The organism is Streptomyces yongxingensis, assembly GCF_055597465.1.
Window position 1 is genome coordinate 10112578 of the sequence record NZ_CM145717.1, and the last position, 20073, is coordinate 10132650.

Consider the following 20073-nt stretch of genomic DNA (forward strand, 5'->3'; position numbering starts at 1 on the left):
TGATTGGGAAAGCGCGATGAGCAACGAAGACAAACTCCGGGATTACCTCAAGCGAGTCATTGCCGAACTCCACCAGACGCGTCAGCGCCTCCAGGAAGCGGAGTCGGCGGACCACGAACCGATCGCGATCGTGGCGATGAGCTGCCGCTACCCGGGCGGGCTGCGCTCGCCCGAGGAGCTGTGGCGGTCGGTGGCCGCCGGCGAGGACGCCATCTCGGGCTTCCCTCAGGACCGCGGCTGGGACGTGGAGGGGCTGTACGACCCCGACCCGGGCGCGGTCGGCAAGAGCTATGCGCGCGAGGGCGGATTCCTGCACGGTGCGGGTGACTTCGACCCGGCGTTCTTCGGGATGTCCCCGCGCGAGGCGCTCGCGACCGACCCCCAGCAGCGGTTGCTGCTGGAGACGGCTTGGGAGGCGTTCGAGCGCGCCGGTATCGACCCGGAGTCGGTGCGGGGCAGCAAGACAGGTGTCTTCACCGGTGTGATGTACCACGACTACGGCACCGGTCTGAGCTCGCTGCCCGCAGGTGTGGAGGGCTACCTGGGCAACGGCACCGCGGGCAGCATCGCCTCCGGCCGGGTGGCCTACACCCTGGGCCTCGAGGGCCCGGCGGTCACCGTCGACACGGCGTGCTCCTCGTCCCTGGTGGCGCTGCACTGGGCCGGTCAGGCCCTCCGGCGCCAGGAGTGCACACTCGCCCTCGCGGGTGGCGTCACGGTGATGTCCACCCCCGGAACCTTCGTGGAGTTCAGCCGACAGCGCGGGCTGGCGCCGGACGGCCGGTGCAAGGCGTTCGCGGCGGCCGCGGATGGGACGGGTTGGGGCGAGGGCGTGGGCATGCTGCTGCTGGAGCGGCTGTCCGACGCGCGGCGCAACGGGCACCCGGTGCTGGCGGTGGTACGCGGCTCCGCCATCAACCAGGACGGTGCGAGCAACGGCCTCACCGCGCCGAACGGCCCCTCACAGCAGCGGGTGATCCGCCAGGCCCTGGCCGACGCCAAACTCTCCGCCAAGCAGGTGGACGCCGTCGAGGCGCATGGCACGGGCACCACGCTGGGCGACCCGATCGAGGCGCAGGCACTGCTGGCCACGTACGGGCAGGACCGGTCCGAGGAGCGGCCGCTGTGGCTCGGCTCCATCAAGTCCAACATCGGCCATACGCAGGCGGCTGCGGGCGTGGCCGGCGTCATCAAGATGGTGCAGGCGATGCGGCACGGGCTGCTGCCGCAGACCCTGCACGTCGATGAGCCGTCGCCCCATGTGGACTGGTCGGCGGGCGGGGTGAGGCTGCTCACCGAGGCCACGCCGTGGCCGGAGGGCGACGAGCCCCGTCGGGCGGGTGTCTCGTCTTTCGGGATCAGCGGCACCAACGCACACATCATCCTGGAGCAGGAGCCTCCGGCCGACCCCGAGGGCGAAGCGCCGGAGGAGACAGGGCAACTGCCTTCCGGGATCGTGCCGTGGCTGGTCTCGGGGAAGTCCGAGAGCGCCCTGCGTGCCCAGGCCGAAGGGCTGCTCGCCCACTTGGACGCGCGTCCGGAGACGACCCTCATCGATGTCGGGTTCTCGCTGGCGACGACGCGTAGTGCGTTCGAGCACCGTGCGGTGGTGTTGGGGTCCGACCGTGCGGCTTTGGCTGAGGGTTTGGGTGCGGTGGCTGAGGGTGGCGGTGCTCCGGGGTTGGTGCGGGGTGTGGTTGTGGGTGGTGGTGGTCGTGCGGTGTTGGTGTTTCCGGGGCAGGGGTCGCAGTGGGTGGGGATGGCGGTGGGGTTGCTGGAGTCGTCGCCGGTGTTCGCGGAGGCGATGGGTGAGTGTGCGGCGGCGTTGGGGCCGTTTGTGGGGTGGTCGTTGGTGGATGTGTTGGGTGATGAGGTGGCGTTGGGGCGGGTGGATGTGGTGCAGCCGGTGTTGTGGGCGGTGATGGTGTCGTTGGCGGAGGTGTGGCGTTCGTATGGTGTTGAGCCCGCCGCGGTGGTGGGTCATTCGCAGGGTGAGATTGCGGCGGCGTGTGTGGCGGGTGGGTTGTCGTTGGGGGATGCGGCGCGGGTGGTGGCGTTGCGGAGTAAGGCGTTGCGGGCGTTGTCGGGGCTGGGTGGGATGGTGTCGGTGTCGTTGCCGGTGGGGGAGGTGCGGGAGCGGCTTGCGGCGTGGGGTGAGCGGTTGTCGGTGGCGGCGGTGAACGGGCCTTCGGCGGTGGTGGTCTCCGGTGACGCGGATGCGTTGGAGGAGTTGCTGGCCGTATGCGAGGGCGAGGGGGTTCGGGCGCGGCGTGTTCCGGTGGATTACGCCTCGCACTGCGCGCATGTGGAGGCCATTGAGGGTGAGTTGCTGCGGGAGCTGGCGGGGATCAGTCCTCGGTCGTCGTCGGTGCCGTTTTATTCGACGGTGACCGGTGGGGTGCTCGACACGGCCGATCTGGACGCCGGGTACTGGTACCGCAATCTGCGCCAGACAGTGCGCTTCGACGAGACCGTACGCGCTCTGCTGGCCGACGGCTTCGATACGTTCATCGAGGCCAGTGCCCACCCCGTCCTGACGATGGCTGTGGAGCAGACGGCCGAGGACCATGGCACCCGTGTCACCGCCGTCGGTTCGCTGCGCCGTGACGAAGGCGGCCTGGACCGTTTCTTGACGTCCGCGGCCGAGGCTTATGTGGGCGGTGCGTCCGTCGACTGGGCTCGGATGTTCGCGGGGACGGGTGCGCGCCGGGTTGAGCTGCCGACGTATGCCTTCCAGCGGGAGCGGTACTGGCTGGAGTCGGCGGGTGTGGCCGTCAGCGAGGGGGCGGCGGCCGGTCTTGGTCTGGGTTCGGCTGATCATCCGTTGTTGGGTGCGGTGGTGGGGTTGGCGGATGTGGATGGGGTGTTGTTGACGGGGCGGTTGTCGTTGGTTTCGCATGGGTGGTTGGCTGATCATGCGGTGTGGGGTGTGGTGGTGGTGCCGGGGGCGGCGTTGGTGGAGTTGGTGTTGCGTGCGGGTGATGGGGTGGGTTGTGGGCGGTTGGAGGAGTTGACGTTGGAGGCGCCGTTGGTGGTGCCTGAGCGTGGTGGGGTGCGGGTGCAGTTGTCGGTGGGGGCTGCGGATGGGGTGGGTCGGCGTGTGGTGGGTGTGTTTTCTCAGGTGGAGGGTGAGGGGGAGGGGTTGTGGACGCGGCATGCGAGGGGGGTGTTGTCGGCTGATGTTCCTGTGGTGGGGGATGGGTTGAGTGTGTGGCCGCCGGTGGGTGCGGTGGCGGTGGATGTGGGTGGTGTGTATGAGCGGTTGGCTGGGGTGGGTTTGGAGTATGGGCCGGTTTTCCAGGGGGTGCGGGCGGCGTGGCGTCGTGGTGATGAGGTGTTCGCTGAGGTGGCGCTTGGGGAGGAGCAGCGGGCGGAGGCGGGACGTTTCGGTCTGCACCCGGCACTCCTCGACGCCGCCCTGCACACCGCGGCATTGGGCGGGGATGACTCGGAACAGGACTCCTCCCGCCCTGGCCCCGGACTACCGTTCGTCTGGAGCGGTGTGTCCCTGTACGCAACGGGCGCGGACACCCTCCGTGTACGGCTCGCTCCTGCCGGGTCCGATGCGGTCTCGCTCCTCGTGGCGGACACCGCCGGGGCGCCGGTGGCCTCGGTGGCGAGGCTGGTGACCCGTACCGTCTCCCCTGAGCAGCTCCGGGCAGCGCGGAACGTGACGCATGACGCGCTGTTCCACACCACATGGCGTGAGGTTCCCGCCCAGCGTGAAGTCTCCGCGGCCACGGGCCGGTGGGCGTTGCTCGGGGCAGTGGCGCCGCACCTCGACGCCTTGAGCGGCGCGGATGACCCCACATATCCGGAACTGGCGGATCTGATCCAGGCCATGAACGACGGCATGGCCGCCCCCGAAACCGTTCTGGTCTCCTTCACGGCCGACGCCGGAGCCCGCGCCGGCGACCCGACCGAGGCACGGGGGATGGCCCATCGCGCCCTTCACGTGGTGCAGGGGTGGTTGGCTGAGGAGCGGTTTGCCGGTTCGCGGTTGGTGGTGGTGACGCGGGGTGCGGTGGCGGCCGCACCGGATGAGGATGTGCCGGATGTGGCGGCTGCCGCGGTGTGGGGTTTGGTGCGGTCGGCGCAGGCTGAGCATCCGGACCGATTCGTTCTGGTGGACGTGGATGACGTGCCGGTGTCGTCCGACGTGCTTCAGGCCGTGCTGTCGTGTGCGGAACCTCAGGTGGCCGTGCGGTCCGGGAAAGCCCTGGCGCCTCGGCTGTCACGTGCCGTTGCACCTGCGGCTTCTGCTGAGGGAGCTGGAGAGGGCTTTGCGTGGGGTCCCGAGGGTACGGTGCTGGTGACTGGTGCCACCGGCACGTTGGGTGGTTTGGTGGCGCGGCATTTGGTGGCCGAGCGTGGGGTGCGGCATCTGGCGTTGGTCTCTCGGCGGGGTCGGGAGGCGGCTGGTGCGGTGGAGTTGGAGGCCGAGCTGGCGGGGCTGGGTGCGTCGGTGACGGTGGTGGCCTGCGATGTCGCCGACCGTGAGGCGTTGGCGGGGGTGCTGGCGGGTATTCCGGCGGATCGTCCGTTGCGTGGTGTGGTGCACGCGGCCGGTGTGCTGGACGACGGCGTTATCGAAACCCTGACTCCCGAGCGTGTCGATACGGTGCTCCGCCCCAAGGTCGATGCCGCCTTCCACCTGCACGAGCTGACCCAGGGCATGGATCTGGCGGCGTTCGTGGTGTTCTCCTCAGCGGCCGGCACGTTCGGCGGCGCCGGACAGGGCAACTACGCCGCGGCGAACGCTTACGTCGACGCCCTGGCGGCGCACCGACGCGCGCTCGGACTGCCCGCCGTCTCGCTGGCCTGGGGGTTCTGGGCCGAGCGCAGTGGTATGACGGGCCACCTGGCCGATGAGGACGTACGGCGCATGCGGCGCGGCGGCATCGCCCCGCTGACGTCGGAAGAGGGCCTTGAACTGTTCGACACTTCCGGGACCATGGCGCAGCCCGTCCTGCTGCCCATACGCCTGGACCTCCCGGCGCTCCGCGCCCAGGCGGCGTCCGGTGCGGTGCCCGCCCTGCTCCGCGATGTGCTGTCCGTTCCCACACGTCGTACCGTGCGGCCGTCCAGCGGTGGCGCAGGCGAGTCGGAACTGTGGCGGCGGCTTGCGCCCCTGTCGGCGGACGAACAGGACGAAGCCCTGCTGAACCTGGTGTGCAGCCACGTCGCCGAGGTGCTCGGACACGCGGGAGCGGACTCCATCGAGGTGGGGCGTGCGTTCAAGGAGCTCGGGTTCGACTCGCTGACGGCGGTCGAGCTGCGGAACCGGTTGAACACGGCCACCGGGCTGCGGCTGCCCGCCACCCTTGTCTTCGATTACCCCACGCCCGTGGTGATCGCCCGCCATCTGCGCTCCGAGCTGGCCGAGGCGTACCAGGGCGCCGTCGCATCGACCTCTCCGTCCGGCGGCGCCGGTACGGGCGCGCTCGCCACCCATGACGAGCCCATCGCGATCGTGGCGATGAGCTGCCGCTTCCCCGGTGGGGTGCGGACGCCGGAGCAGCTGTGGCAGCTCCTGGAGCGCGGCACGGACGCCATCTCGGCCTTCCCGGAAGACCGTGGCTGGGATGTGGAGGGGCTGTACGACCCGGACCCGGACGCCGCGGGGAAGAGCTACGCCCGCGAGGGCGGCTTCCTCTACGACGCGGGCGACTTCGATCCGGCGTTCTTCGGTATCTCGCCGCGTGAGGCGCTGGCGATGGATCCGCAGCAGCGGCTGCTGTTGGAGACCTCGTGGGAGGCGCTGGAGCGGGCCGGTATCGACCCGGCGACCCTGCGTGGGACCCAGACCGGCGTCTTCGCCGGTGTGATGCACCACGACTACGGGCTGTTGCAGGGCCCGGGCGGTGGCCCCGGCGCCCCCAGCGCGGGCAGCATCGTCTCGGGGCGGGTCTCCTACACCTTCGGTTTCGAGGGACCGGCGGTCACGGTGGACACCGCGTGTTCCTCGTCGCTGGTGGCGCTGCACCTGGCGACGCAGGCGCTGCGGCGGGGCGAGTGCTCGCTCGCGCTCGCGGGCGGTGTGACGGTGATGTCGACACCGGGTCTGTTCGTGGAGTTCAGCTGGCAGCGCGGGCTGTCGGCGGACGGGCGGTGCAGGGCCTTCGCGGGCGCGGCGGACGGCACCGGGTTCTCCGAAGGCGCGGGAGTGCTCTTGCTGGAGCGGCTGTCGGATGCGCGGCGGAACGGGCACCGGGTGCTGGCGGTGGTGCGTGGTTCGGCGGTGAATCAGGACGGGGCGAGCAATGGGCTGTCGGCGCCGAATGGTCCGTCGCAGCAGCGGGTGATCCGGGCGGCGTTGGAGAGTGCTCGGTTGTCGGCCGCTGAGGTGGACGCGGTGGAGGCGCACGGTACGGGCACGAAGCTGGGCGATCCGATCGAGGCGCAGGCGCTGCTCGCGACGTACGGCCAGGAACGGACGGCCGAGGACCGGCCGCTCTGGCTGGGCGCGATCAAGTCGAACATCGGCCATACGCAGGCGGCCGCCGGTGTGGCGGGTGTGATGAAGATGGTGCTGGCGATGCGGTATGGGGTGCTGCCGAAGACGTTGCATGTCGATGAGCCGTCGCCGCATGTGGACTGGTCGGCCGGTGCGGTGGAGTTGTTGACGGATGCGGTGGAGTGGCCGGAGACGGGCCGTCCGCGGCGTGCCGGGGTGTCGTCGTTCGGCATCAGCGGCACCAACGCCCACGTCATCCTGGAGCAGGCGCCAACGGTGCTGCCTGACGCCGAATCCCCCGACGAGCCGCGGGCCTTGCCGTCCTCGGTGGTGCCGTGGGTGGTCTCGGGACGGTCCGAACCCGCGCTGCGGGCGCAGGCGAGTCGGCTGGTGTCGTTCGCGGGGGAGCGGTCGGAGCTGTCGCCCGTAGATGTGGCGCTGTCGTTGGCGACGACGCGTAGTGCGTTTGAGCATCGTGCTGTGGTGCTGGCCGCTGACCGGGCTGGTCTTGTCGATGGCTTGGAGGCGCTGTCGATTGGCGATCCGGCGCCGGGTGTGGTCCAGGGCTCTGTGGTGCAGGGCAAGTTGGCGGTGCTGTTCTCGGGGCAGGGGAGTCAGCGGGTCGGGATGGGCCAGGGGTTGTATGAGGCGTTCCCGGTGTTCGCGGATGCCTTCGATGAGGTGTGCGCGCAGTTCGACAGCCTGCTGGAGCGTTCGCTGCGGGAGGTGATCCGTGGGGACGTGGCGGGGCTGGATGAGACCGTCTTCACGCAGTGTGGGTTGTTCGCGGTGGAGGTGGCGCTGTTCCGGTTGGTGGAGTCGTGGGGTGTGCGGCCGGATTTCGTGGCGGGGCATTCGATCGGTGAGCTGGTGGCCGCGCATGTGGCGGGGGTGTTGTCGCTTGCGGATGCGTGTGTGTTGGTGGCGGCTCGGGGGCGGTTGATGCAGGCGTTGCCCCCGGGTGGGGTGATGGTGTCGGTGCAGGCCGCCGAGGCCGACGTAGTCCCGCTCCTGGCCGGTCGTGAGGCCGAGGTGAGTGTGGCCGCGGTCAACGGTCCACGCTCGACCGTGATCTCCGGCGCGGATGAGGCGGTGACGGAGATCGCTGGGCAGTTTGACGCCCAGGGCATCAAGACCAAGCGGCTGCACGTCTCGCATGCCTTCCACTCGCCCTTGATGGAGCCGATGCTGGCCGAGTTCCGCCAGGTGGCCGAGGGGTTGTCGTACGCGCCTCCCCGTATCCCCGTCGTGTCGAACGTGACGGGCCTGGTGGCTGACGCCGAGGCGCTGTGCTCGGCCGAGTACTGGGTGCGGCACGTCCGCGAGACCGTGCGCTTCGCCGATGGCGTGAAGAGCCTGGCGGACCAGGGTGCCACGACCCATCTGGAGCTGGGCCCGGACGGTGTGCTGTCCGGGATGGGGCAGGAGTGCGCTCCCGACGCCACCTTCGCCCCGGCCCTGCGCACCGGCCGTGGCGAGGCCGCCTCATTGCTTGAAGCGCTGGCGCGGATCCACGTCCGGGGCCGTTTCGTGGACTGGGCGGCACTGCTCGCACCGGCGCGCCCCCGGACCGTCGAGCTGCCCACGTATGCCTTCCAGCGGGAGCGGTACTGGCTGGAGTCGGCCGCGGCCACGGTGGATGTGGCCTCGGCGGGGCTCGGTTCGGCGGAACATCCGCTGCTCGGTGCCGCGGTGACGCTGCCCGATTCCGACGGATGCCTGTTCACCGGCCGGCTGTCCGCGCGTACGCACACCTGGCTGGCCGACCATGAGGTGCTGGGCGCGGTGATGCTGCCCGGGACCGCGTTCGTCGAGCTGGCGCTGCACGCGGGCGACCGGGTCGGATGCGCCCGGCTGGAGGAGCTGACGCTCGAGGCACCGCTGGTCCTCCCCGAGCACGGTGGCGTACAGGTGCGGGTGACGGTCTCGGACGCCGACGACTCGGGGCGCCGGGCGCTGACCGTGCACTCGCGCGAGGACGGCGGGGAAGGGCCGTGGCTTCGGCACGCGACGGGCAGTGTGGTGCCCGAGTCGTCCACCCCTGCCCGCGCCGCCCTCTCCGCCTCCGTATGGCCGCCGCGGGACGCCGAACCCGTGGCGCTGGACGGGCACTACGAGCGGCTTGCCGAAACGGGGCTGCGGTACGGGCCGGTGTTCCAGGGGCTGCGTGGCGTGTGGCGGCGCGGGACCGAGGTGTTCGCCGAGGTCGCGCTGCCCGACGAGGCGGAGCAGGACCCGCGCCGTTTCGGCCTCCACCCGGCCTTGCTGGACGCCGCCCTCCACGCCGTGGGCGCCGCGGCCACCGGTACGTCGCAGGACACCGGCGCCTCGGGAGCCACCGCCGCGTCGGAGGAGATCCGGCTGCCGTTCTCATGGAGCGGGGTGTCGGTGTACGCGGCAGGCGCCGCCCTGCTGCGGGTACGCCTCACCCCGACGGGACCCGATGGCATGGCGCTGTCCATGGAGGTGACGGACGGGGCCGGTGCGCCGGTGGCCACGGTGGACTCGCTGGCGACGCGCCCCGTCTCCCCGGAGCAGGTCAACGCGGCGCGCGGTGCGGTGCACCAATCCCTCTTCCGGCTGAACTGGAGCGTTCTGCCGGGCGTCGGTGCGCCGGTGAACAGCGCCCTGGCCGAGGTGGCACCGCGGGACGGCGTCGACTGGCATGACGTGACGGCATTCGGTGAGGCGATCGGCGCCGAAGAGGCCGTGCCGCCGGCGGTGGTGTGTGTGGTCCCGTCCGCGCCCGCCGCCGAGGACGACGAGTCGACCGAGGCCGACGTGGTACGCGACGTGATCCATCGGGCGCTTGAGCTGGTGCGGGGATGGCTGGCCGAGGAGCGGTTCGCCGGATCGCGACTGGTGATCGCCACGCATGGCGCGGTGACCGTCGAGGACGACGAGGACGGCCAGAACGACAAGGCCGTGGTGGATCTCGCGGCGGCCGCCGTATGGGGTCTGGTACGGACCGCGCAGACCGAGCATCCGGATCGGTTCGTCTTGGTCGACCTGGACGGTGGGCATCAGGAACCGGAGCACGAGCCCGGGCACCGGCCACTGACTCCCGAGGCCCTCTCCCTGCTGTCGGCGGCGGTGGTGAGTGGCGAACCCCAGGTGGCCGTGCGCGGCGGGCGGCTGCTGGCGCCCCGCCTGGGCCGAGTGCGGATCACCGGGACCACCCCGGCCGCCGAGACCACCGAGACCACCTCGACCACCGGAGCCGCCACACGCTCGGCGGCGTGGGACGCGGAGGGCACGGTCCTGGTGACCGGCGCCACCGGCACGCTCGGCGGGCTGGTCGCCCGCCACCTCGTGGCCGAGCGCGGCGTACGCCATCTGCTGCTGGTGAGCCGTCGCGGCGCGGACGCCCCCGGCGCCCGCGCGCTGGAGGCCGAGCTGGTGGCGGCGGGCGCCTCGGTCGGCTGGGCCGCCTGCGACGTGGCCGACCGGGACGCCCTGACCGCCGCCGTGAAGGGCATCTCCGCAACGCATCCGCTGCGTGGAGTGGTCCACACGGCCGGTGTCCTCGACGACGGCGTCATCGCATCGTTGACGCCGGAGCGCGTGGACGCGGTGCTGCGCCCGAAGATGGACGCGGCCATCACCCTGCACGAGCTGACCGAGGCAATGGACCTGTCGGCGTTCGTCGTGTTCTCCTCGGCCGCCGGGACCTTCGGCACGGCCGGACAGGCCAACTACGCGGCCGCCAACGCCTTCCTCGACGCCCTGATACGGCGCCGCCGGGCCTCGGGGCTGCCCGGCCTGTCCCTCGCCTGGGGTTTGTGGGACGAGCGCGGCGGAATGGCCGGCGGGCTGGCCGAGGCGGATCGGCGCCGTATGGGCCGGGCCGGAGTGGACGGTCTGTCGCCCGAGGAGGGCCTGGCCCTGTTCGACGCGGGCTGTGCCGGGGAACTGCCCGTGGTCATCCCCATGCGGCTGGACCCGGCCACGGCGCGTGGCGCCGACGGCGAAGTGCCGTACATCATGCGGGAGTTGGTGCGGCCTGCGGCGCGCCGGGCCGCGGCGGAGGGCACAGGTGCCGCGGGTGACCTGCGGGAGCGGCTCGCCGCGGCGTCGTCGGAGGACGGCGAACGCCTGGTGCTGGACCTGGTGCGGCGGTGCGTGGCCACGGTGCTCGGACACGGTGGGGCGGCCGCGGTGGAGCCGGGCCGCGCCTTCAAGGACTTCGGTTTCGACTCGCTGACGGCGGTGGAGCTGCGCAACCGCCTGGGCACGGCCACCGGACTGCGCCTCACGGCCACGCTGGTGTTCGACTACCCGAACCCGATCGCCCTGGCCCGCCATCTCCACCAGGAGCTGACCGGCGGGGACGACGGCGTACGTCCCGCCCGGCCCGCCCTGCCCACCGGCAAGGCGGACACCGGCGACGACCTGGTGGCGATCGTCGGCATGGCCTGCCGTTTCCCCGGTGGCGCCCGGTCCCCGGAGGAGCTGTGGCGGCTGCTCGCGGCGGGCGACGAGGCCATTTCCGGCTTCCCCGTCAACCGTGGCTGGGACGTGGCGGGGCTGTACGACCCCGACCCGGAGGCGGACGGCAAGAGCTATGCGCGGGAGGGCGGCTTCCTGCACACCGCCGGCGAGTTCGACCCGGTGTTCTTCGGCATCTCGCCGCGTGAGGCCCTGGCGATGGACCCGCAGCAGCGGCTGCTGCTGGAGACGTCATGGGAGGCGTTCGAACGGGCCGGAATCGACGCGACGACTCTTCGGGGCAGCGCGACCGGTGTCTTCGCGGGCTTGATGTACCACGACTACGGCTCGCAGCTCCGGAGCGTCCCCGAGGGCGCCGAGGGCTACCTCGCCACGGGTGGGTCCGGAAGCATCGCATCGGGCCGGGTCGCCTACACCTTCGGTCTCGAGGGCCCGGCCGTGACCATCGACACCGCCTGTTCGTCGTCGCTGGTGGCACTGCACCTGGCGGCGCAGGCGCTGCGGCAGGGCGAATGCTCGCTGGCGCTGGCGGGCGGTGTGGCGGTGATGTCCACCCCCGCCACCTTCGTGGAGTTCAGCCGACAGCGCGGGCTGGCGCCGGACGGCCGGTGCAAGCCGTTCGCCGCGGCCGCGGACGGCACCGGCTGGGGCGAGGGCGTGGGCATGCTGCTGCTGGAGCGGCTGTCGGACGCGCGCCGCAACGGCCACCAGGTGCTGGCGGTGGTACGTGGCTCCGCCGTCAACCAGGACGGTGCCAGCAACGGGCTCACCGCGCCCAACGGCCCCTCGCAACAGCGAGTGATCCGGGCGGCGCTGGCGAACGCGCGGTTGTCGGCCGCCGAGGTGGACGCGGTTGAGGCGCACGGTACGGGTACGACACTGGGCGATCCGATCGAGGCGCAGGCGCTGTTGGCCACATACGGCCGTGAACGCACGCACGACCAGCCCCTGTGGCTGGGCTCGATCAAGTCCAACATCGGGCACACCCAGGCCGCGGCCGGTGTCGCGGGCATCATGAAGATGGTGCTCGCCATGCGGCATGGTCTGCTGCCGCAGACGCTGGGCGTGGACGAACCGTCGCCGCACATCGACTGGACGGCGGGAGCCGTCGAGCTGCTCACCGAGGCCAGGCCCTGGCCCGAGACCGGCCGCCCACGCCGGGCGGGCATCTCCTCCTTCGGCCTCAGCGGCACCAACGCGCACATCATCCTCGAGCAGGCGCCGTCGACCGAGGGCGAAGCCGCCGAGGAGACCGAGGAGTCGGCGCCCGCTGTGGTGCCATGGGTGCTGTCGGCGAAGTCCGATGCCGGTGTGCGTGAGCAGGGCGGGCGACTGCTCTCGCTGGTGGCCGAGGAGACCGGCCCGGCGGTGACGGACATCGGTCTGTCGCTGGTCGCCACGCGCGCGGCGTTCGAGCGGCGGGCGGTGGTGCTGGGCGGTGACCGTACCGCGCTCGTCAGCGGCCTGACCGCACTGGCCGAGGGCCGCGAGGCGGCGGGTGTGGTGCGAGGGGCCGTGGTCGGCTCCGATGCCCGTGCGGCCTTTGTCTTCCCTGGTCAGGGGTCGCAGTGGGTGGGGATGGCGGCGGGGTTGCTGGAGTCTTCGCCGGTGTTCGCGGAGCGGGTGGGTGAGTGTGCGGCGGCGTTGGCGCCGTTCGTGGACTGGTCGCTCGCGGACGTGTTGCGGGGTGGTGAGGGTGCTGCGGAGGCGTTGGAGCGGGTGGATGTGGTGCAGCCTGCTCTGTTCGCGGTGATGGTGTCGCTGGCGGAGCTGTGGCGTTCGTACGGGGTCGAGCCTTCGGCGGTCGTTGGCCACTCGCAGGGTGAGATCGCGGCGGCGTGTGTGGCGGGTGCGTTGTCGTTGGAGGATGCGGCGCGGGTGGTGGCGTTGCGGAGCAAGGCGTTGCGGGCGTTGTCGGGGCTCGGCGGGATGGTGTCGGTGTCGTTGCCCGTGGAGGCCGTACGGGAGCGGCTGGGGCGGTGGGGTGAGCGGTTGTCGGTGGCGGCCGTGAACGGGCCATCGGCGGTGGTGGTCTCCGGTGACGCGGATGCGTTGGAGGAGCTGCTGGCCGTATGCGAGGGCGAGGGGATCCGGGCGCGGCGTGTTCCGGTGGACTACGCCTCGCACTGCGCGCATGTGGAGGACATCGAGGAGGAGTTGCTGCGAGAGCTGGCGGATATCACTCCCCGGGCTTCGTCGGTACCGTTCTACTCCACGGTCACCACGGGTGTGCTGGACACCACGGGGCTGGACGCCGGGTACTGGTATCGCAATCTGCGTCAGACGGTGCGTTTCGAGGAGGCCGTCCGTGCCCTGCTGGCCGACGGTCTTCAGGTGTTCATCGAGGCCAGCGCCCACCCCGTCCTGACGATGGGCGTGGAGCAGACGGCCGAGGAGCACGGCGCCCGTGTCACCGTCGTCGGTTCGCTGCGCCGCGACGAAGGTGGTCTGGAGCGCTTCCTGACGTCCGTGGCCGAGGCGTATGTCGGCGGTGCGTCCGTCGACTGGGCGGGGATGTTCGCGGGGACGGGCGCGCGGCGTGTGGATCTGCCGACGTATGCCTTCCAGCGCACCCACTTCTGGCTGGAGTCGGAGGCCCTCGAGACCGCAGGTGATGTGTCTTCGGTGGGGCTGGACTCGGCCGAGCACCCGTTGCTGGGCGCCGCCGTGCCGCTGCCCGACTCGGACGGTTTCCTGCTCACCGGTCGGCTCTCGCTCCGTACCCACCCCTGGCTCGCCGACCACGCGGTGGCGGATGTCACGCTGCTGCCCGGCACGGCCTTCGTGGAGTTGCTGATGCGGGCCGGTGACGCGGTCGGCTGCGACCGGGTGGACGAACTGACCCTGGGAGCACCGCTGGTGCTGCCCGAGCGGGGCACGGTCCGGTTGCAGGTCGCCGTCGGCGGTCCCGACGAGGCGGGGCGGCGCCCGGTCGGTGTGTACGCACAGACGGAGGACGGCCCCTGGACGCAGCACGCCACCGGTGTGCTCGGCAGCGGCGGCACCCCGGCGGCTGCCGATCGCGCCACCGAGCCAGAGGCATGGCCTCCGGCCGGTGCGGAGGCGGTGGATGTCGGCGGGCTCTACGAACGGTTCGCACGGACCGGGCTGGGCTACGGGCCGTCCTTCCAGGGGCTGCGCGCCGTCTGGCGCAAGGGCGACGAGGTCTTCGCCGAGGTCCGCCTGGCCGAGGAGGCACGGCAGGACGCCGAGCGCTTCGGCCTCCACCCGGCCCTGCTGGACGCCGCGTTGCACGCGATGGCGTTCGGCGGATTCGTCCGCCTCCCCGAGCCCGATGGCAACGTGCGCCGGGACGAGGGATCCGGCACCGGACGGGTCCGGCTTCCCTTCGCCTGGAGCGGAGTGGCGCTGCATGCCACCGGCGCGTCCGCGCTGCGGGTGCGGCTGGCCCCGGCCGGGGCGGACGCGGTGTCGCTGACCGCGCTCGACGAGTCGGGGCAGCCGGTGGCCTCGGTGGCTTCGCTCGTCACCCGCGCGGTCGCCCGCGACCAGCTCGGTGCGACGCATGGCGCCTTCCACGAATCGCTTTTCCACCTGGAGTGGACGGCACCCGGGGCGGTGTCCCCGTCGTCCGGCCCTGCCGGCCGCTGGGCCGTGCTCGCCGAGGGCGACACCGGGCTGTCGGCGGCGCTGAAGTCGGCGGGCACGGCCGGTGCCCTGGCGGAGACGCATGCGAATCTGTCCGCTCTGGGAGAGGCCATCGAGGCGGGGCGAACGGCGCCGGATCTGGTGTTCGCCTCCCTGTCCTCCCTGTCCTCACCGTCCCCCCTCTCTCCGGTCTCGTACCCCGCGTCCCACACACTCGCCACTGGCGACGCGACGGACGTGGCGGCGCTCGCGTTGCCGGATGCCGAGACGGTCCGCGCCGCGGCGCACCGGGCGCTCGCGCTGGTGCAGTCGTGGCTGGCCGATGAGCGGTTCGGACGGTCCCGGCTGGTGCTGGTCACCCGTGGGGCGGTCGGCGTCCGGCCCGGAGAGCCGCTCGCCGATCCGGCCTGCGCCGCGGTGTGGGGACTGGTGAGGTCGGCGCAGTCGGAGAATCCCGATCGGTTCCTGCTGCTCGATCTGGACGACCAGGAGGCGTCGTTCGCCGCCCTGCCGCAGGCCCTGTCGGGCGACGAGCCGCAGATGGCGGTGCGCGGCGGCGCGGTGCTGGTGCCACGGCTCGCCCGGGTCCCGGCGGCCCGCGCGACCGCGTCCACGTCGGCCGGGGAGCGGGACGGGGAGGCCGCGGCCACCGCGCTGTGGGACCCGGAGGGAACGGTCCTCATCACCGGTGCGACGGGTGTGCTGGGCTCCTTGGTGGCCCGTCACCTGGTGGCCGAGCACGGCGTACGCCATCTGCTGCTGACCAGCCGCCGGGGTGGCGAGGCCACCGGCGCCGCCGAGCTGGTGGACGAGCTGACCGCGTCGGGGGCTTCGGTGTCCCTGGCCGCTTGCGACACGGCCGACCGCGCCGCGCTGGCGCGGCTGCTGGCCTCCGTACCGGCCGAGCATCCGCTGACCGGAGTGGTGCACGCGGCCGGTGTCCTCGATGACGGGGTGATCGGGTCGCTGACCCCGGAGCGCGTCGACACGGTGCTGCGGCCCAAGGCCGATGCCGCCATCAACCTCCATGAGCTGACGGAGGACCTGCCGCTGTCCGCGTTCGTGCTCTTCTCCTCGGCGGCGGGCGTGTTCGGTGGCAGTGGCCAGGCCAACTACGCCGCGGCCAACGCGTTCCTGGACGCGCTGGCGCAGCGGCGCAGGGCGCGGGGGCTGCCGGCGGTCTCCCTGGCCTGGGGGCTGTGGGCCGAACGCAGCGCCATGACGGGGCACATGGACGACAGCGACGTCGAGCGGCTCAACCGGGCGGGAGTGACCGCGCTGTCGTCCGAGGAGGGCCTGGCGCTCTTCGACGCGGCGACGGCGCGGGCGCGTTCCCGGGCCGGGCAGCCCGGCCTGGGCGAGGGCGCCGACGCGAGCGGCGGCGGCCGGCCGGAGAGCGCCACTGACGTGCACCCGGAAAGCGCCACGGACGCACACCCGCTCCTCGTCCCCATGCGGCTCGACATCGCCGCCCTACGAGTGCAGGCCGCCTCCCTCGGTGTCCCGCATCTGCTGCGCGGGCTGGTCCGGGTCCCGGCCCGCCGCACCGCCCACAACGCCGCATCCGGTTCCGCCACCGGCGCCGGGGGAGTGGAGCCGGTCGGGCAGCGTCTGAACGGGTTGCCGGCCAGGGAGCAGACCCAGATCCTGACCGAGCTGGTGCGCACGCATGCCGCCACCGTGCTCGGCCATGACACACCGGACCTGGTGGAGGACGACCACGCCTTCCTCGAGCTGGGGATCACCTCGCTCACCGCGGTGGAGATCCGCAACCGGCTCAACCTCGCCACCGGTCTCAACCTGCCCGCCACGCTGCTCTTCGACCACACCACACCCGCGGCGCTGGCCGCCCACTTGCGCACCCAACTGGTCGCCGGCGCCCCGGGCTCCGCACCCCAGGGCGAAGCGTCGGCCACGGCAACCGCACATCAGGCCACGACCGCCGGCGCGGCCACGACCGCCGGCGCGGCCACGACCGCCGGCGCGGCCAACACCGCGACCGGCTCGACGATCGAGGCGCTGTACCGGCAGGCATGCGCCGATGAACAGTACGTGGCGGGCACCCAGTTGCTCATGGCCGCGGCCCGACTGCGCCCGTCGTTCCGTACGGCGGCGGAGCTGACCACCCCGCCCAAGCTGGTACGGCTCTCCAAGGGCAGCACGGCGCCGGGGCTGGTGTGCTTCCCGTCGCTGGTCGCCATCTCCGGACCCCGTGAGTACGCCCGCTTCGCGGCCGGGTTCCGGGGGCGCCGGGATGTCTCCGTGCTGCCCGAGCCCGGCTTCGGCAAGGGGGAGCTGCTTCCGGCGAGCGTCGACGCCGTCGTGGAGATGCAGGCGGAGGCGGTGCTGCGCTGTGTCGGGGAGAAGCCGTTCGTGCTCGTCGGACGCTCGTCCGGCGGCTGGATCGCCCAGGCGGTCGCCGGGTGGCTGGAGGCCCGTGGCAGTGCTCCCTCGGCGGTCGTCCTGCTGGACACCTATCTGCCGCGCAGCGAGGCGTTGCCGTGGATCCAGACGAATCTGTCCGGCAAGATGTTCGACCGGGAAAAGATGTTCGGCGTGGTGGACGAGGGCAGGCTGACCGCGATGGGCGGCTATCTGCGCCTCTTCTCCGACTGGGGGCCGACGCCGATCGCCGCGCCGATTCTCACGGTGAAAGCGGAGGAATCCTTTCCGGGGTCCGGAGAGGGGAACGACGAAGAATCGGCATGGGGCGCCACGCTCACCCGTATCGACGTTCCCGGTGACCACTTCACCATGATGGAGGATTTCGCCGGCGTGGCCGCCGAAGCGGTCCTCAACTGGCTTGCGGAGAACGTGTGATTCGCATTGCCTGACATCCTGATAGGCTCGCGTTCATTCGAAGCGCGGAAGAAAAAACGGGGAAGGCGCTCGCGGAATTCTGATGTCGCCGAAGACCTTTCCATTACTGCGGGAGGAAACATCATGACGTCGTCCAATGTCAGCGCGGTCGGTGAGCGGGTCGGTGAGTTCTACGACCAGCTGGTGGGCATGTTCGACGCCTCGCTGTACGGCCCGAACATCCATGTCGGCTACTGGAACAGCCAGGAGGACGCCACCACCCTGGAGGACGCCGCCGACCGGCTCACCGACATGATGATCGCGCGGCTGCGCATCGGCGCCGGCTCCCGGGTCCTGGACATCGGCTGCGGCTTCGGCGGGCCCGCGATCAGGCTCGCGCGGAAGACGGGTGCCGAGGTGGTGGGCGTCAGCGTCAGCCGTAAGCAGGTCGAGAAGGCCAATGAGCTGGCCGAGGCCGCCGGGGTAAGCGGCAAGGTCACCTTCCAGTACGGCGACGCGATGGACCTGGCCTTCGACGACGGCTCCTTCGACGCCGTCTGGATGCTGGAATCCGTGATGCAGATGCCCGACCGGACGGCGGCGCTCGCGGAGGCCGCCCGCGTTCTGCGCCCGGGCGGCCGGCTGGCGCTCACCGACAACTACGAGCGCGAGGAGATATCCGAGGAGCGGCGGCCGGTCATCGAGAACATTCTCCAGCGGTACCTCACCCAGCCGCCCGCGTCTTTCGAGACGTACCCGGGGATGCTGCGCGAGGCCGGGCTGCGCTGTACGGAGCTGCTCGACGTCAGTGAAAGCACCACCAAGCAGTCGGTCCGGCGGCTCGGTGAGGCCATGGCCCAGAACATGGAGCAACTGGCGTCCAAGGTCGACCCGGAGGTCTTCAACAAGTTGAAGCCCGCCGAGGGCGAGAACATGGAAATGCCCGAGCTGGGCTATCTGATCGCCACCGCGCGGCGGCCTGAAACCGCGTAAGTCCTCGGCGCCGGAATTTCCCGGTTCTCTTCAGGGAGTCATTCAGGGGCGGGTCGGCACATTCGGCCCGCCCCCCGGCGCGGTGTGGTGTACGACCTCATGCCCTGGTGCCCACGGGGCCCGTGCCCCTCGACGTCCTTTGAGCCCGTTGTCAGACCCACGCGCTACCTTGCCGCCATGACGGAATTCGTACTGGTGGCGGGCGCGTGGCTGGGGTCGTGGGCATGGGGCGAGGTGGTGCCGGAGCTACGGGCGGCCGGACACGGCGCTCATGCCCTCACGCTGTCCGGGCTCGCCGATAAGCAGGGTGTGCAGGCCGGGCAGCAGACCCACGTCCAGGACATCGTCGGCGAGATCGAGCGTCTCGAGCTGCGCGATGTGGTCCTGGTGGGGCACAGCTATTCGGGCATCCCGGTCGGTCAGGCGGCCGAGCGCATCGGCGACCGGCTGGCCCATGTGGTGTTCGTGGACTCCAACGTTCCGGTGGACGGTGAGTCGTTCCTGTCGGCCTTGCCCAGCGGCCGGGCCATGGTGGAGGCGTCGATGGCCGCGAACGACGGCTTCTGGGCACCCCTGACCGAGGCCGACTGCGAGGGCCAGGGGCTCACCGACGAGCAGATCGCGCGGATCGTGGCCGGTGCCACGCCGCATCCGGGCGCCACACTCTCCGAGCCCGCCGTGCTGGCGCGCCCGCTCAGCGGGCTTCCGGCCACGTACATCAAGTGTCTGCTCGACGGCGATGAGCCGATGGGCGATGTGGCCGAACTGCTGAAGAGCGAGCAATGGCGGCTGGTCGAGATGGACACCGGCCACTGGCCGATGTTCTCCCAGCCGCGTGAGCTGGCCCGGATACTGCTCGGGTGCGCTGCGGCATCGTGACCCCGCCCCGCGCCTGACGGGTCCCGGGCGGTGTTCGCCCGGGATCCGGCCACCCGGAGCGCACACGGCGGCGGTCACGCCGTGTGCCATCCACCGCCGTGCGGTCACTCGCAGCCGTACCGCCAGTTCCACCCCACGAAGGTGTGCCGCAGCTCCACATCGAAGCGGCAGCTCGCCGTCCCGTCCGCCTTCAACTGGACGTACGAGTGGTGGGTGTTGTTGTACCAGTCGCCGGTCGGGTCGAAGACACCCTGGTACGCGAAGTCGGCGTGCGCCTCGGAGTTGACCTCGGCGCAGTCCGTGACGCAGTCGTCCTTCGCGGTCTGCGAGGTGAGCGACCACCCGGCGTCCCACGGCTCGCGGTTCACCTCCTGGGTGGCCGTGGTGCCGCCCGTGGTGATGCGGCCGTTCGCCGTGTCCCATGAGGAGGCGGTGTACAGGCCCGTCATCCGGATGTTGCAGCAGTCGTACATCTCGTTCCAGCCACGCAGCTGATGGCCGGCGGCGGTGGTGGTGGCCGTGGCGCTGGGGGCCGCGGCGGTCGCGGCGGTCGCGGCGCGGGCCGAGCGGGCCGACGCCGGGCCGTGCTGGACGGAGACCCGCTCCGGCTTGCAGTCGGCGCCAATGGTGATCTGCCCCGAAACGGCCTGACCGGGCGCCGGAGCGGGGAGCTCGCCGGTCAGCCGGACACCGTCACAGGACTTCGGCGCCGGGTCGGACTCCTGCGCCGTCGCCACCGTCGTACCGCCCAGGAGCGCCACCAGGGAGACGGCCGACACGGCCGCGATGCTTAACCGGCTGTTCACTTCTCACGCCCCTTGATCCGATGATCCAATGCGATCCGGAACGGGCGGCGCGCCTCGGTACGGATGCGCCGCCAGGTCACG

3 protein-coding genes and 1 pseudogene are annotated in these 20073 nt (G+C 71.6%); 3 read left to right on the top strand and 1 reads right to left on the bottom strand.

The annotated features are described in order from the left end of the window. Window positions 1-55: 55 nt before the first annotated feature. The 3 genes and pseudogenes from ACZ6TD_RS42915 to ACZ6TD_RS42925 form a co-directional block, all read left to right on the top strand. Window positions 56-17221, top strand: a pseudogene (locus tag ACZ6TD_RS42915) (type I polyketide synthase); the annotation flags it as partial. Window positions 17222-17458: 237 nt separating this feature from the next. Then, the gene (locus ACZ6TD_RS42920; protein WP_471346956.1) at window positions 17459-18307 is read left to right on the top strand and encodes an SAM-dependent methyltransferase; all 849 of its coding nucleotides are present in this window, start codon (window positions 17459-17461) and stop codon (window positions 18305-18307) included. Between the two features lie 177 nt (window positions 18308-18484). Then, a complete protein-coding gene (locus ACZ6TD_RS42925) occupies window positions 18485-19186 on the top strand; it encodes an alpha/beta fold hydrolase (protein ID WP_471346958.1) in 702 nt (233 codons plus the stop codon). Window positions 19187-19290: 104 nt separating this feature from the next. On the opposite strand, the gene ACZ6TD_RS42930 is transcribed toward ACZ6TD_RS42925, so the two are convergent. Next, complete coding sequence (locus ACZ6TD_RS42930; RefSeq protein ID WP_471346960.1) at window positions 19291-19992, bottom strand: hypothetical protein; 702 nt, start codon at window positions 19990-19992, stop codon at window positions 19291-19293. Between the last annotated feature and the right edge of the window lie 81 nt (window positions 19993-20073).